At 61.2% G+C, this 14,855-nt stretch carries 11 protein-coding genes; 7 read left to right on the top strand and 4 right to left on the bottom strand.

Going from position 1 to position 14,855, the window contains the following annotated elements:
• Positions 1-896: 896 nt before the first annotated feature.
• Positions 897-1,937: a uroporphyrinogen-III C-methyltransferase gene (cobA, locus tag L7A20_RS10625; RefSeq protein WP_237223506.1), complete on the bottom strand. Its 1,041-nt coding sequence runs from the start codon at positions 1,935-1,937 to the stop codon at positions 897-899.
• A 128-nt stretch (positions 1,938-2,065) separates the two neighbouring features.
• Positions 2,066-4,729 (bottom strand): nitrite reductase large subunit NirB, encoded by a 2,664-nt coding sequence (nirB, locus tag L7A20_RS10620; protein WP_237223505.1) that lies wholly within the window; start codon positions 4,727-4,729, stop codon positions 2,066-2,068.
• Positions 4,730-4,858: 129 nt separating this feature from the next.
• Between nirB and nirD the strand changes: the two genes are divergently transcribed.
• Both nirD and L7A20_RS10610 read left to right on the top strand, forming a co-directional pair.
• Positions 4,859-5,191: a nitrite reductase small subunit NirD gene (nirD, locus tag L7A20_RS10615; RefSeq protein WP_237223504.1), complete on the top strand. Its 333-nt coding sequence runs from the start codon at positions 4,859-4,861 to the stop codon at positions 5,189-5,191.
• Entirely contained in the window at positions 5,188-5,640 is a 453-nt protein-coding gene (locus L7A20_RS10610) for a precorrin-2 dehydrogenase/sirohydrochlorin ferrochelatase family protein (RefSeq protein WP_237223503.1), read from the top strand. The genes nirD and L7A20_RS10610 overlap by 4 nt, the downstream gene beginning before the upstream one ends.
• Here the strand turns inward: L7A20_RS10610 and L7A20_RS10605 are convergent.
• Entirely contained in the window at positions 5,637-6,338 is a 702-nt protein-coding gene (locus L7A20_RS10605) for a GNAT family N-acetyltransferase (RefSeq protein ID WP_237223502.1), read from the bottom strand. The genes L7A20_RS10610 and L7A20_RS10605 overlap by 4 nt on opposite strands.
• Positions 6,339-7,213: 875 nt before the next feature.
• On the opposite strand from L7A20_RS10605, the gene L7A20_RS10600 reads away from it, so the two are divergent.
• The 5 genes from L7A20_RS10600 to ndk all read left to right on the top strand — a co-directional run bounded on the left by L7A20_RS10600 (position 7,214) and on the right by ndk (position 13,874).
• Positions 7,214-7,498, top strand: coding sequence for a DUF559 domain-containing protein (locus L7A20_RS10600; protein WP_237223501.1), 285 nt, complete (start codon positions 7,214-7,216; stop codon positions 7,496-7,498).
• A 725-nt stretch (positions 7,499-8,223) separates the two neighbouring features.
• Positions 8,224-11,526, top strand: a complete 3,303-nt coding sequence (gene ileS, locus L7A20_RS10595) for an isoleucine--tRNA ligase (protein ID WP_237223500.1) — start codon at positions 8,224-8,226, stop codon at positions 11,524-11,526.
• Positions 11,527-12,951, top strand: coding sequence for a bifunctional folylpolyglutamate synthase/dihydrofolate synthase (locus L7A20_RS10590; RefSeq protein WP_237223499.1), 1,425 nt, complete (start codon positions 11,527-11,529; stop codon positions 12,949-12,951). It abuts the gene before it with no gap.
• 10 nt (positions 12,952-12,961) lie between these two features.
• Positions 12,962-13,399: a DUF4233 domain-containing protein gene (locus tag L7A20_RS10585; protein WP_237186205.1), complete on the top strand. Its 438-nt coding sequence runs from the start codon at positions 12,962-12,964 to the stop codon at positions 13,397-13,399.
• Positions 13,400-13,457: 58 nt separating this feature from the next.
• Positions 13,458-13,874 (top strand): nucleoside-diphosphate kinase, encoded by a 417-nt coding sequence (gene ndk, locus L7A20_RS10580; protein WP_237186160.1) that lies wholly within the window; start codon positions 13,458-13,460, stop codon positions 13,872-13,874.
• 80 nt (positions 13,875-13,954) lie between these two features.
• Here the strand turns inward: ndk and L7A20_RS10575 are convergent, their stop codons facing one another.
• Complete coding sequence (locus L7A20_RS10575; protein ID WP_237223498.1) at positions 13,955-14,581, bottom strand: vitamin K epoxide reductase family protein; 627 nt, start codon at positions 14,579-14,581, stop codon at positions 13,955-13,957.
• Between the last annotated feature and the right edge of the window lie 274 nt (positions 14,582-14,855).

Genomic DNA, 14,855 nt, shown 5'->3' with positions numbered 1-14,855 from the left:
AGGCGACTACTGCCGCGGCCCGTAGCCTGGCGTAAACACGTCAAGAGATCGGGGTAAAGAACCCCAGCTCTTAAGGAACTATCGGCCAGTACGAGAGCATGGCGTAGGTCGAGAACCCGGCAACAATCCACCACTGTCTGTAGGGCAGATGTTACGGGAATACCCGCAAGCTCCTGGGGCTTACTCGTAAGCCCGTGCACGGTGACACCCGGTGAAGAATGAGCCCTAGAGTTCGGCGCTGCAACGTGAATACGGTCAGGAACAGTCAGTTGAGCAAAACCATAGAGAGCCGCAGCGCTCTGGTGCGAGAAAACTGTTCGAGCACCCATACTTTTTGAATGGGCAACCAGCCGGGCCACATAGCGTTCACTCGGTAGGAGTGAAGACCAGCTTTGAGAGGGCACGTAGACCCCGCGGCGTATTCTGACGATCTCGCCGCGGGACACTTTTTGACGCACAGCATGACGGGTAAAACCGCGCAGCTCCAAATCTTGGGCTGTCTGAACTAGGGGGTGAATATCGTGCAGGCTTTTCATGCATCTAGACTGCACCGCTGAGGCCCTTTATCGCAGGCTCAGGGGTGAATCTGTGGATAACTGTGCCCTTTAGCGGGGGATAGGCCTAACGTTTCAGGCGCCACAAGGACATAAACGCGTCATAGAAGTTAGCTGCTGTGGGGTCTGCACAACTTGTCTGGACCGCACCGGGAGCGTCCGTCCGGATTTCTAGCACCCCACTAAACCTTCGACGCGTCCGCCGGTTTTCCACGGTTGAGGCATGGAAAACCGGCGGACGCGTCGAAATGAAGAGAAGACACGATAAGGACTCGGGCCCGGAGTCGAATTTGGTGCTAGGACGTCGGCCCCAGCTTGAAAAGTCGCCGTGGCAGCTGCTGCCTAGTGGGTCTCAAAAGCCCTTGCCATGACCTCTTCGCGGCGGGGGCCGGCCACCGCACACACCTCGCCCAGGGTAATCACAGCAGGCGGCTTCACATCGGCCAGGGTTTCGAGGCAGTCACCCAAGGTCGCGTAAACTTCGCGCTGGTTGGGGCGGAAGCCGTCCTGCACCGCAATCAGAGGCAAGGACGCCGGCACCCCGCGCTCGCGCAGACCGGCAACGGTATGGGGGAGGGACTTGACGCCCATGAGAAGGGAGACCGTGCCGCCGTCCTTGAGCAGGCCCGCTAGCTGGTCCAGCTCCGAGCTGCCTAGAGGCGCGTGCCCAGACACCACGGTAAACATGTGGGACACACCGCGCAGGGTAATCGGCACCCCGGCCAGGGCGGGCAGCGCGATCGATGAGGTCACCCCCGAATACACCGTGACCGGTATACCGGACTGCTCGCAGACATAGAGCTCCTCAGCACCGCGTCCGAAGACATAGGGGTCACCGCCCTTGAGGCGGGCCACGGTTCGACCGGCTAGGGCATGCTCTACCATGAGCCGGTCAATCTCCCGCTGCGGCACCCGGTGCTGGCCGGGAATCTTGCCCACATCGATGATGTCAGCCTTAGGCGCCCAGCGGGGCAGGTCTTGGTGGGGAGCAAGATGGTCAAGCAGGACGACGTCCGCCCGACTCAGTGCCTCAAGGGCATGGCGGGTCATGAGGCCGGGATCGCCGGGGCCAGCCCCAATCAAAAAGACCCTGCCGACCTGCTGGGGCGCCGGTTCGCTATCCACAAGAAGAACCGTGTGCAGACCCCTGCTGCCCAGGGCCGCCTTAATCGCCTGCCGCCAGCTCCCAATCTCATCGGGCTGCTCGGCACAGATGACCACCACAGACGGGGCGATATCTTCTAGAACAGAGGGGAGTAGGCCAGCAGAGGAGACACTCATGACCTCAGCCGCCGCCTTATACTTGGGCGCAACCTGCCCCACCCGCTCCGATGCTCCGCAGAGCAGCACCGCAGCACTGGTGACATCAAGATCAGCGAACACGCCGTATCCTCTCCCTAGAAAACTCTTTACCCTTCATCCTCACACGGGTCGGGCAGCTTCACCCACTTGCGTGACCTCGCATGAACCGGAGTACCACAACCTTGTCACGCGAGGTCACACGGCGGCAGCTAGCCGGCGTGCACCGGCAAAATGGCCCCGGCAATCAAAACCTTCTCGCCGGCGTCCTCACCCTCAAGATCACCATCGGCCTCGGCTGCAGCGATTTCCGCTTCGGTGGCCGGGCGGATCTGGTCACGCTCCAGCACGTACATGCGGTCACCCGCCGAATTAGCCTCAGGTTCATTGACAAAAGCCCTAAAGCGGCGCAGGCGCTTCTCATCGCGCAGGGTCGCGGCCCACTCGTCCTCATAGTGGTCAATGTGGTATTGCATATCAGCATCGAGCTGCTCACAGATGCCCAGCTTGTCATCGATAATCACTTCGCGCAGGTGCTCGATAGCGTCGCCAAACTTTTCATCGAGGTCCTCAGCCCAGCGGGCGGTGCGCTGGAGCTTATCCGCAGTGCGGATGTAGTACATGAGGTAACGGTCAATATAACGGTAGGCGGTTTCCTGGTCGAGATCCTGCGCAAACAGGCGGCCGTGGGCGGGGTTAGCGCCGCCGTTGCCGGCAAAGTAGAGGTTCCAGCCGTTCGTGGTGGCAATAAGACCCACGTCTTTGCCCTGGGCTTCTGCGCACTCACGGTTACAGCCAGACACTGCCACCTTGAACTTGTGGGGAGAACGCAAACCCTTGTAGCGGTTTTCCGTATCAATTGCCATAGCCACCGAATCGCGCATACCGAACCTGCACCAGGCAGAACCAATACAGGACTTCACATTGCGCAAGGACTTACCGTAGGCCTGACCCGACTCAAAGCCCGCATCGACCAGCCGCTGCCAAATCTCAGGCAGCTGCTCAAGACGGGCCCCGTACATGCCGATACGCTGGGCACCGTTAATCTTGGTGTAGAGCCCGTAGTCAGCTGCCACCTGGGCAATAACGGCCAGCTTCTGCGGGGTAATTTCGCCACCGGGGATACGGGGAATCACACCGTAGGTGCCGTCCTTCTGCATGTTGGCCAGGTTGCGGTCGTTGGTGTCCTGCAGGGCGCCGCGGCCGCCGTCCAGGGCGTAGGACTTGCGGGTTGATGCAAGGATGGACGCCACGGTCGGCTTACAGATGGCGCAGCCGTCGGTACCCCGCCCAAAGCGCTTGAGCACGGAGTAGAAATCATCGAGGTCGCCCACAGCGTAGACAGCCTGGAAGAGCTCGGCACGCGAGAGGTCAAAGTGCTCGCACAGGGCTTTCGAGACCGTCAGCCCCAGTTTCTTCATGGTCTGTTCTAGGGTCTTTTGGATCATGGGTACGCACGAGCCGCACTGGGTCCCGGCGGTTGTCTCAGCCTTGACCGCACCTACATCGTGCGCGCCGCCCTTTACTGCTTCCCGCACTGCACCGAAGCAGATATTGTTGCAGGAGCACAGCACTGCGTCGTCGGGCAGTTCTGTATCGGGCACGCCATCCCCGCTTCCTGCAGCGGTGAGAAAGGCGGACGGCTCCGCGGGCAGCTCCCTGCCCAGCAGCGGCTTCAGCGAATCGTAGGGGGCGGTATCACCCACGAAGACGCCACCGAGCAGGGTCTTCGCATTGGCGGTTGTCACAATCTTCTGATACAGGCCGCGAGCCGGGTCAGCAAACATGATCTCTAGGCAGTTTTCGGTCACCCCGCGACGGTCACCAAAACCGGCTACTTCCAGACCCGAAAACTTGAGTTTGGTGGCGATATCGAAGCTCTCTACCTCTTCATGACCACCGGTGAGATTAGTTGCCACAGCTTCAGCCATCTGATTCGCCGGAGCCACCAGGCCCCAGGTGCGACCCAGCACGCAGGCTACTTCACCAATAGCCCAAATGTGGGGGTCTTCCGACTGACAGCTGGGGGAGACCACGAGGCCGCCGCGCTCGCCCACCTGCAAACCGGCGTCCCGGGCTAGCTGATCATTGGGGCGGATGCCGGCAGCCATCATGACCAGGTCAGCATCGAGCTGGTGCACATCGGCTTCATCACCCATACCGTTTGCCACCGATACCGAGATAACCTCACCGGCGGAATCCTTGTTAATGGTTGAGATAAAAGCACCGGTTTCAACCACGATTCCTGCCTCGCGAATTGCGGCGTTGACCGCGAAACCGCCACCCTGGTCTACCTCAATCGATAGCAGCCAGGGAGCCACATCGAGAATGGTGGGGTCAGCTCCAACGTCTCGCAGGCCCTCTGCGGCCTCGAGCCCCAGCAGGCCGCCACCGACCACGATAGCGCGGGGGCGGCGTCCTAGCTTTTCCGTAAGACGGGCAACCTCCGCAACCACCGTTTGCACATCATCGATGGTGCGGAAGACGTGGGCGCTGTCGGAGCCAGGAATGGGAATCTTGACCGCCGATGAACCGGTAGCAAGAATCAGTTCATCGTAGGGGTAGGTCTGGCCATCGGTTGCGCTGACCGTGCGGTTCTTGCGGTCGATGGCGGTTGCGCTCACACCATTGACGAGGGTGACGTGGGGGTTGTTCCAGAGTTCGGGGTCGCCGAGGGTGAGGTCGCGGGTGGTGTCGTGAAAAATCTTCTCTAGCGCTACACGGTCATAGGGCAGGTGTTTCTCGGCGTTGAGCACGGTAAGGTGGGAGGCGCCGGAGTCCTTGTCGAGGAAGGCCTTGGCAAATCTCCAGGCTGCGGGCCCACCTCCAATCACCAGAACGGAACGTTGGCTGGAGGTAGCGGGGGTGTGGGACATGGGAGCCTCCCTGGTGTGGGTTCAAGCCGGTTTAATGCGTATTTATAATGCTAATATTAGCTTAAAGGCAGGGTAAACAAGATAAACCCACGCAAACGCACGACGTACAGCAAGAAAATGGAGGGCACCGTGACAGCACAGTGGCACCGAATCTGCACCAAGAACGACCTGGAGCCCAACTGGGGCGAAGCGGCTCTGATTGACGGGCAGCAGTATGCGGTCTTTCGTGCCGCAGACGATTCTATTTTCGTCACCAGCCACAGGGACCCTGCTTCCGGAGCCCTGGTAATCGCCCGCGGCATTCTGGGAGAGAAGGGCGGCGAGCCCACCGTGACATCCCCTCTCTATAAAGAGGTCTATTCCCTCATCAGCGGCGACTGCCTCTCTGGAGCTGACTACCGCCTGCCTGTCTACCCCGTAGAGGTGCGCGACGGTGATATTTGGGCGGAGCTCCCCGCGTGATTCAGCGGCTGCCGGTAGCCCTTGATTTGCGCGGACGCCGGGTTCTGGTGGTCGGGGCGGGGCAGGTCGCTGCCCGGAAGGTAGGCCCCCTCATTGAGGCTGGGGCTCAGGTTGAGGTGGTGGCCCCTTCCTTTGACTCCCACCTGGAGAACCTGCTGGCTGAAGGGGGTCTTGTTGCACACCGGCGTCCTTTTGCTCCCGAAGATCTTGCCGGGGCCTGGCTGGTCTACGCGCTCACGGACTCGCCGGATCTCAATGCACGGGTCGCTGAGCTTTGCGAAGGGCGAGGTATCTGGTGCCTAGTGGGCGGGGCATCGCAGGAATCCCCAGTCTGGTCGCTGGCCCACCGCAGGCAGGGCGATGAACTGGTGGCTGTTTCTGGCGGGGGTAACCCGCGGCGAGCGCTTGCCCTGCTCAACCGCATCGCCGGGGTGCTGGGCTGGGACTAGTCCAGGTGCAGGGTCATATCGTGCCAGATCGCCCCGCCGTGGGCTGATTCTGAAACCCCGTCAAGCTCAAAGCCGAGTTTCTCATAGAAGCTAATCAGCTCCTTCTTGCAGGTAAGAATCACCCCTGTTCGCCCCTGCTCTCGGGCTTGGTCGATGAGCTTTTCTATCAGGGCGGACGCGTACCCCCGGCCCCGGTAGGCCGGGCGGGTGTTGATACCAAACACCGTCTGGTAAGCCCCGTGCCGGGTGTGGGCCTGGGGGCTCTCGTAGAGGTCATCGAAGATAACGGGGGAGTCGGTCACTAGTCCGTCGATAAAGGCAACAACTTCGCCGTCAGCTTCAAGTACCCAGAAATGCTCCCCAAAAACCTCAAACCTGGCCCGCAGGTCGCTCTCACTCGCTGCTTCAGCCGCCGGGAAACACTCGGCCTCAATGGCGGCCAGGATGGGCAGGTCTTCCTGCCGTGCCTGGCGAATCTCTACACGGGTGTCCTGCTGGTGAGCTGCTGCCGCGTCAAGCGCTGCTAGAGGCTGGCCACCCACACCCCAATCGGTGCGCGGTACCTCGTTAAGAATCACCCACACCGAGCTTTCCTTGGCACCCATCACCCGGGCATAGGTTCGGGTGAGTTCAGCAATCAGCTCGGCCTTCTTCTCATCAGACTGAATAGAGGCATACGAGACATTAATGAGGGGCATGGTGTTCTCCTGGGTAGTGCTTGAACCTAAGTCTAGCGGCGTATCAGAGGCGTGTTCATCTTGAGCGTCCACCAGACTCTCGCAGCGCTTAGGTCTCAAATGGGCGGTGCAAGACTCTTGTGGACACTTAGCTCAGCTGCGTCATACTGCGTCACGGCTGCACCGTTTTAAACGCGCTCGCCGTGCACTGGTGCGCAAAGCGCTATCCACAGGAGGCGCCTTTCTGGCGAAATTTGCCCGGCTCAGCGCACAATCTGACCATGAAATCTCCAGAAGAAATTGCTTTGGCTGTGCAGACCACACAGCAGCTATCCGCACGAGGCATAAACAAGGACGCCCTTGCCCGCGCGGTTGCTCGCGGCGAGTACCAGCGGCTTGGCTATGGAAGCTATATGGAAAGTGGTTTCCACTCTCAGCTTTACCCTAGTCAGCAGTATCTGGCCCGTGTCATTGGGTATGGCAGAAGCAGACTCAAAACCTCGGTGTTATCCCACCATTCAGCGGCAGCGGTACACGGTATGTGGCTACTCCATATACCGACTGCTATCCATACAGTGGGTCAGGCGCACGGCACCCCTTCACCGCGGGTTGTGCGGCATAGAAACAACCGGTACGAAACCGGGAAAAGTTTGGGTGTAGACGTAACCGCACCGCTCGATACGGTTCTTCACTGTATGAGGGTGATGAAATTCGAAGAGGCACTTGTGCTTGCGGATAGTTCTTTGCGGAAGATTGAGCACCAAAAACTGACCCAGGCCTTACGGGGGCTGTCTGGTCGTGGCTCTGTGCAGGCTCGCATAATTGCAGATATCGTAAGCCCTCTCAGCGAGTCGCCTGGGGAGAGTTTGCTGCGGCTTTTCTTGATGAGGTGTGGTTTGCCTCGGCCTGTCGAGCAGCACGTGATTGGGGTATATGGGCAGCAGTTCAGGGTAGATTTTGCCTGGCCAGATTTCAAGATCATCGTTGAGTTTGATGGGCAGATCAAATACACCCAGTTTGGTGAGCGTGAGGACGTTTTTGGGCGGCAGAACGAACGTGAGGCTCTCTTGCGGGGGCAGGGGTGGGATGTGGTTCGAGTAACGTGGGACGAGCTCACCCGGCGTCCGCACGAGCTCAAAACCAAGATGGAGCGAGCTTTCAGCCGTGCCCGCCGTCTCTAGGGTCCACCAGACTCTCGGAGTGTCCACCGGGGGAATAAGCACTTCGAGAGTTTGGTGGACGCTCGCGGAATAGGAGAGGGAGAGGTGAGCGGACGCCGCCCGCCGGCAGGCGCGACCTGAAGTTGAGCACAGGGGCGGGGGCAAGAATTGTAATTTAGGTTCCCCTGCTCACCCTGCCAGCTGGCGGTAATCCGCTATCTTGGGGCGGGGCGTCCGCACCTGTACTACATCTTGTGCTCACACGCCTGTAATTCACACCCCGGCCCGGCGGGCGCCTGCCAGAAAAGCAAAAAACCCGTTAGACAGCCACCGCCCCTACCCCTAAAATAGGTAACAGTTGCAATGACCCGGCTATCACCGGCGAGCAATCCGGAAGAACAGGCTATACCTGCACACCCCCGTAATTCGTTGCGACGAGGGGAGTGCGCGGAATAGATATAGCCCCAGTAGACCCGGACGGGTAAGCCCGAAACAGCTGTCATGAAGCGACTGATAACCGGTTCGACCCTGCGCTGGGCGCAACCTACCTCATCTCACGAGACGGTAGGTTGCCCCGGCGCAGACCCATACCCGCCCGCACTTTTCGGTGCGGCTCGGGGTGGGGTCGGGCCGGTTGACGTAAGCAAGGTGGTACCGCGCAGGTTCCTCACCCGTCGAGCGGACGGGGGAGGGCAGGCGTCCTTGCACCCCAAGTACTAGGCAGACAAGAACCTAAGGGCGCAACCATGACCAACAAGCCTGTTTACCCCAAGGCAAGCGCAAGCGGAGCCAGTTTTGTGGCCGCTTCCCCCTCTTTCCCCGCACTCGAAGAAGCAGTGCTGGACTACTGGAAGAATGACGGAACCTTCCAGGCATCCATCGATAACCGCGACGCCGGCGAGAACGGCGCTAACGAGTTCGTCTTCAACGACGGCCCTCCCTTCGCCAACGGCCTGCCCCACTACGGCCACCTCCTAACCGGCTACGTCAAAGACCTGGTCGCCCGCTACCAGACCCAGCGCGGCCACAAGGTTGAGCGTCGTTTCGGCTGGGACACCCACGGCCTGCCCGCAGAGCTTGAAGCCATGAAGCAGCTGGGCATGACCGATAAGCAGCAGATCATCGAGATGGGCATCGACAACTTCAACGACGCTGCCCGCGCCTCGGTGCTCAAGTACACCAAGGAATGGGAAGAGTACGTCACACGCCAGGCCCGCTGGGTGGACTTCGAGAACGACTACAAGACCCTGAACGTGGAGTACATGGAGTCCGTTATTTGGGCCTTCAAGCAGCTGCACGATAAGGGTCTGACCTACGAGGGCTTCCGCGTGCTGCCCTACTGCTGGAAGGACGAAACCCCGCTCTCGAACCACGAGCTGCGCATGGACGATGACGTCTACAAGGAGCGTCAGGACCCGTCCGTCACCGTGGCTTTCCGCGTCACCGATGACGCCACCCTGGCCAAGCACCCCGAGGTTGCCGCCGAACTGGCCGGTGTTGAGGCCCTGGCCTGGACTACCACCCCCTGGACCCTGCCCACCAACCAGGCTCTGGCCGCTGGCCCCGAAATCAGCTACGTTGTTGTGCCCGGTGCCGGTGAGCTAGAAGGACGCCGCTTCCTGCTGGCTGCCGACCTGCTGGGCGAGTACGCCAAGGACCTGGGCTACGGGGATGCCGACAAGCCCGCGGACGCCGCCCGCGAGGCCGTCCTTGCCACCTACACCGGCACCCAGCTCGAAGGCGTGCGCTACGCACCCCTGTGGGACTACTTCACCGACGCAGAAAAGTTCGGCACCGAGAAGGCCTGGCAGATTCTGGTCGCCGACTACGTGACCACCACCGACGGTACCGGTCTGGTCCACCAGGCACCCGCCTACGGTGAGGATGACCAGAAGGTCTGTGAGGGTTACGGTATCCCCGTGATTCTGTCTATCGACGAGGGCGCCAAGTTCCTGGACCTCTTCGCCGACTCTTCCCTGGCCGACGGTGCCCCCCTGGCTGAGATCGCCGGCGTCCAGATTTTCGAGGCTAACCGCACCATCATCAACACCCTCAAGGCTGCCGGTGTGCTGATTCGCGAGAAGTCCTACGTTCACTCCTACCCCCACTGCTGGCGCTGCCGCACCCCCCTGGTCTACCGCGCCATCACCTCCTGGTACGTGAGTGTGACCGACTTCAAGGGCCGCATGAGCGAGCTGAACGAGGACATCAACTGGATCCCCGAGAACGTCAAGCACGGCCAGTTCGGCAAGTGGGTTGAGAACGCCCGCGACTGGTCCATCTCGCGTAACCGCTTCTGGGGCTCCCCGATTCCGGTCTGGGTCTCTGACGACCCGAACTACCCCCGCACCGACGTCTACGGCTCCCTGGCAGAGCTGGAAGCCGACTTCGGCCGCCTACCCCTGAACAAGGACGGCGAAGTCGACCTGCACCGCCCCTACATCGACGAGCTGACCCGACCCAACCCGGACGACCCCACCGGCAAGTCCACCATGCGCCGCGTGGAGGACGTACTGGACGTCTGGTTCGACTCCGGTTCCATGCCCTTTGCCCAGTTCCACTACCCCTTCGAAAACAAGGAATGGTTCGAGGCCCACTACCCGGCAGACTTCATCGTTGAGTACATCGGCCAGACCCGTGGCTGGTTCTACACCATGCACATTCTGGCCACCGCCCTCTTCGACCGCACCGCCTTCGAGAACGTCATCGCCCACGGCATCGTACTGGGCTCCGACGGCCAGAAGATGTCTAAGTCCCTGCGCAACTACCCCGATGTCTCCGAGGTTTTGGACCGCGACGGTTCGGACGCCATGCGCTGGTTCCTCATGTCATCTCCGATTCTGCGCGGCGGCAACCTGATCGTGACCGAGCAGGGCATCCGCGAGGGCGTCCGCCAGGTCATGCTGCCCCTGTGGAACGTCTACCACTTCTTCGCTCTCTACACCAATGCTGCCAACGGCGGTGCAGGCTACGAGGCCAAGCTGGTCACCGAGGCCGAGCATGTGATGGACCGCTTTATCCTGGGTAAGACCCGTCAGCTGGTTGCCGAGGTTACCGAGGCCATGGACGCTTACGATGTATCTGCCGCCTGCGAGGCCCTGCGCACCTACACCGATGCCCTGACCAACTGGTATGTGCGCCGCTCCCGCGAGCGCTTCTTCAATGAAGACACCGCGGCCTTCGACGTGCTCTACACCGCTCTGGTGACCTTCGTGAAGATGGCGGCCCCCCTGCTGCCGCTGACCACCGAGGAAATCTACCGCGGTCTGACCGGGGAGCGTTCGGTCCACCTGACCGACCTGCCCTCACCTGAAGATTTCAAGGACGAGGCTGAGCTGCTGGCCCTGATGGAGACCACCCGCGCTGTTGCTTCTGCCGGTTCTGCCCTGCGTAAGGCCCACAAGCTGCGCGTGCGCCAGCCCCTGGCTGCCCTGACCGTGGCGGTTGCCGGTGGCAAGGACCTGGCCGGCACCTTCGAATCGATCATCGCTGATGAGCTCAATATCAAGGCGGTTGAGCTTCTGGACGCTGCCGAGGTGGCTCCTGCGGACTTCGGCATCTCCCAGCAGCTCAAGGTCAATGCCCGTGCCGCTGGCCCCCGTCTGGGCAAGCAGGTGCAGGTTGCCATCAAGGCTTCTAAGAGCGGGGACTGGAAGGTCACCGAGGACGGCACCGTTGTGGTTGGTGCCGACAACATGGCTCTGGAGCCGGGCGAGTACGAGCTTGAAACCGTGGTCGCAGAAACCGACGGCGCCGCAGAGCGCGCCGTCTCGGTTCTGCCCGGCGGTGGCTTCCTGGTACTCGACACCACCCTCACCGACGAGCTGCGCGCCGAGGGTACTGCCCGCGACGCCGTCCGCGCCATCCAGTCCGAGCGTAAGGACGCCGGCCTCAACGTCTCAGACCGCATCGAGCTGACCATCACCGCCCCCGCCGCTGACCTCGAAGCTATCAAGAAGCACGAGGAACTGGTGGCCGGTGAGACCCTGGCTGTGGCCGTGACCTACCTCGAGGGCGCTGAATTCTCAGCGACCGTGAAGAAGGCATAAATGACCAAGGACAACATGGAGCTTGACCCCGTGTTTGCCGAGATTGCTGCCGAGGGTGCTCGCGCTGACGACGCCCTCGGCGTAGCCTCGGTCTACGCTGACCTGCTGGCTCGTGCCCCCGAGCACAAGATGGCCCCCCGCCTTGACGCGATGACCCGCGCCGTGGAAATTCTGGGCGAACCTAACAAGGCAGCCCCGGTCATCCACATCACCGGCACCAACGGCAAAACCTCAACCGCCCGCATGATTGAGCGCCTGCTCATGGCGCACGACATTCGTGTGGGCCGCTACACCAGCCCCCATATTTCCAAGGTCACCGAGCGGATCTCGATTGACGGGGCGCCCGTGGCAGATTCCACCTTTGTGCGTATCTGGGGCGAGATTCAGCCCTACCTGCAAATCGTGGACGCTGAGCTTGAGGCAGCCGGTGCCCCCCGCATCACCTACTTTGAAGCCCTCACTATCCTGGCTTTTGCGATTTTCGCCGACGAGCCGGTGGACGTGATGGTACTTGAGGTGGGTATTGGGGGCTCCTGGGACGCCACCAACGTCGCCGACGCTACCGTATCGGTGGTTACCCCCATTGGCCTGGACCACACCGACATGCTGGGGGAGACCCTCGCCGAAATTGCCGGTGAGAAGGCAGGGATTATTAAGGACGGCGGCTTCCTCATCTCCGCTGCCCAGGACCCGTCCGCCGCCCAGGTCCTGCTCGAAGCCGCTCGCGCCCACAACGCCGACTACCGCTTTGAAGGCGTAGAGTTCGGCGCTGTCGACCGCACCGCCGGTGTGGGCGGGCAGCTGCTCACCATCCAGGGGCTAGCTGGCCGCTACGAAGACATAGCCCTGCCCCTCTTCGGTGCCCACCAGGCCCAGAACGCCGCCGTGGCCCTGGCCGCGGTTGAGGCCTTCTTGGGCGGGGGAGAGAAGGAACTGAGCCTCGACCTCATCAAGCTGGCCTTTGGCGAGGTGCGCTCGCCGGGCCGCCTAGAGGTAGCCCGCACCGAGCCGCCCGTGGTGCTTGATGCCGCCCACAACCCCCATGGGGTCACTGCTTCGGCAGCGGCCTTTAAGGAGTCCTTCAGCTTTGAAGAACTGCACCTGGTGGTGGGTATCCTGGGTGAAAAGGACGCCGCGACCATGCTGAACCTGCTCTTTGACGAGTACGTTGATCGGGCAGAGTGGCGCACGGTACTGCACCTGACCAAGTCAGACTCTCCGCGTGCCACTGCCCCGGAAGAGCTAGCTGAATTGGCCCTCAACGCTGGTTTTGATGAAGACGCCATCGAGACCTACGAGAACATTCCCGATGCTCTGTCCGCAGCGGTGACGGCTGCAGCCGATGTGCCCAACCTGAACTCCGCGGTACTGGTCACCGGCTCTATCACCGTGGTGGGCGAAGCTAGCACCCTGCTCGGACTGTAAAGGAGAGATGATGGCGAGAATGACGCGCGCCCAGCGCGAATGGCGCCCAGGCCAGCCGAAAAAGCAGCGCTCTATCAAGGTCATGTTTACCTCGATGGTGCTCTCGCTCGAAGCCCTGGTTGCCTTCTTTGCAACCCTGGCAATTTTTGGCCACCACTTCAACGACCCCACCTGGGTCAAGGTGGTCATTTGGGTACTGGGTCTAGCTCTGGCAGCAGCCCTGCTGGTCACACCGGCCTTCCTGAAGAAGCCCTGGGGCTACCACCTGGGCTACGGTTTGCAGGTTGCTCTGATTCTGGTGGGCTTTGCCCTGCCCTCCATGTTCTTTGTGGGAGCGGCTTTTGCTGTGGCCTACTGGTACGGGGTGACGCGTGGTGCCCGCCTGGACGCCGAGAACGCCGTCCGCGCCAAAGAGCAGGAGGAATGGGAGAAGGCTAACCCCGCCTAGCGGGGTGTCTGGTAGGGTAAGGGTGAAAACTCACCCTGACCTATCAAAGGAGATTGTCATGACCGAGCGTACCCTGATTCTGGTCAAGCCCGACGGTGTGGAGCGTAACCTCACCGGCCAGGTGCTGGCCCGTTTTGAGCGTAAGGGCTACCGCATTGCTGAGCTGAAGATGCTGGTTCCCTCCCGTGAGCTGCTTGAGCAGCACTATGCGGAACACGAGGGCAAGCCCTTCTATGAGCCCCTGGTCTCTTACATGGGCTCAGGCCCCGTGGTTGCTCTCGTGCTTGAGGGCAACGGCGTGCTTGAGGGCGCCCGTACTCTCATGGGATCTTCTAACCCCACCACCGCTGCCCCCGGCACCATCCGCGGCGACTTTGGCCGTGACTGGGGCGAGAGCGTGCAGAAGAACCTGGTGCACGGTTCAGATTCAGCAGAGTCAGCAGACCGCGAAATCGCGCTCTGGTTCGGTGCCTAAAAAGACCCGCCGCTCAGCAGAGTAAAAAAGGCCGGGGCCCTCGTACTGAGGGCCCCGGCCTTTTGCTGTGGGGGAGGGGGTTAGAACATCCCCATAATCACATCGAAGAAGCGGATGAAGATAATGCCGAAGATCAAGATGTAGACCAGGATGATAGAGAACCAGGTCCAGTTGGGGGCTGCCCGACGGATGCTCTCAGAAGCTGGAATAACCCCGGCGTGAATATTGCGGGTGGTGACCTTCACGAAAATTGCGGTCTGCATAATCCACACGATCATGCAGAAGAGGCAGAGGGCGTTGATGTCGAAGGTGGTGTTGTACCAGAGCCAGAGCACAAAGGCCATGGCCAGGGTGTGGCCCACCTGCATGGCTACCCAGTACCAGCGGGCGAAGGACGCCCTGGCAATCAGGGCTGTAGCGATAGCCAGCACGATAGCGTAACCGGCGATACCGATAAAGGGGTTGGGGAAGCCAAAGGCTTCTGCCTGCCAGGTACGCATGACGGTGCCGCAGTTGAGCAGGGCGTTGATATCGCAAACCGACCGGTGGGCGGCGTCCATGTAAATCTGTAGGCGCTCGTAAACCAGCATGGCGGCGGCTCCGAAGGCCAGCAGGCCGGGAATGAGAGTGAACCAGCCGAGCTTGCGATCGAGCTGGGCCTGGCTGATACCGCTCTCAGTATCGGGGGTGTTCACGGGGGTAGACACAGTGAATCCTTAGGCTGTATAAAACTTTCTTTCCCCATACTACGGGGCAGGCTCCAAGCCCGCCCGGTTTTGCGGGGTTGGGGCAGGTTTTCTTTACTAAGTTCTCAGGTAAGGACGCCCGGGGCGAGCTGGTTTGGGAAGGGCGGCCCGGTGCGGGGTGAGTTCGGTTCTAGATGGGGTGAAAAGAGCCCGGGTGTGAGAGAATGGGTGTGGTAGTGTGCCGCCCGCACGCGGTGGCACTACCCAGCAGGCACCCCGAAACGGCCGGTGACGC

The sequence above is a fragment of the Rothia nasimurium genome, assembly GCF_928381415.1.
GTDB classification, from domain to species: domain Bacteria; phylum Actinomycetota; class Actinomycetes; order Actinomycetales; family Micrococcaceae; genus Rothia; species Rothia nasimurium_H.
Note: the sequence above shows the minus strand (reverse complement) of the source record. Positions and strands in the feature narration are given on the sequence as shown.